Below are 822 nucleotides of genomic sequence, written 5' to 3'. Positions count from 1 at the left end.
ACGAATAACGGAACGGGCAGTGTGACCTTAACGGGATCTCCTGCTGCAATTACCACCGCTTTGGATGGTTTAAGTTACCATCCTATTGCCGATTACAACGGCGCTGACAACTTAACTATAGTCACCAGTGATGGCGCCTTAAGTGATACGGATAACATTGCCATTACGGTGACACCCGTTGTGGATATTGCCAACGATGTCATAATCCTGAATGAAGACACGGTGGCAAATTATGATGTCAATAATAATGATACCTTTGAAAACGCAGGCCATACCATTACTGCAATTAATGGTACGGCCATTGCCGTGGGCGGCACAGTGGCTGTGGCCAACGGCACGGTGCTCTTGAATGCTAACGGTACCTTAAGCTTTACCCCAACCGCCAATTACAATGGCAGTACCAGCTTTACCTACACGGTGACTTCTGGTGGGGTTACGGAAACGGCTACGGTGAATCTGACAGTCAATCCGGTTAATGATGCCCCAACTAACAACGTCCCCGGCGCTCAAACGGCGAATGAAGACACCGCTCAGGTCTTTAGCTCTGCCAATGGCAATGCGATAAGCCTGACTGACATTGACAGTGCTTCTGTGACCACCACGATTTCTGTAGCACACGGCAGCTTAACGGCTCTGGCAACAGCTGGGGTTACCATTACGAATAACGGAACAGGAACGGTGACTCTGGTAGGATCTCCAGCCAACATCACCACCGCTTTGAATGGTTTATCGTATACTCCGGTTGCCGATTACAACGGTGCAGACAGCTTAACTATAGTCACCAGTGACGGCACCTTAAGCGATACGGATAATATTGCCATC

Annotated in this window: 1 protein-coding gene; it reads left to right on the top strand. The window is 49.1% G+C overall.

Translation table 11 applies throughout. The features are described from left to right. On the top strand, positions 1–822 hold an 822-nt coding region (locus Lqua_RS17665), incomplete at both ends, for a cadherin-like domain-containing protein (protein ID WP_193787193.1).

This window comes from Legionella quateirensis (assembly GCF_001467955.1).
In the GTDB taxonomy this organism is placed as follows: domain Bacteria; phylum Pseudomonadota; class Gammaproteobacteria; order Legionellales; family Legionellaceae; genus Legionella; species Legionella quateirensis.
Note: the sequence above shows the minus strand (reverse complement) of the source record. Positions and strands in the feature narration are given on the sequence as shown.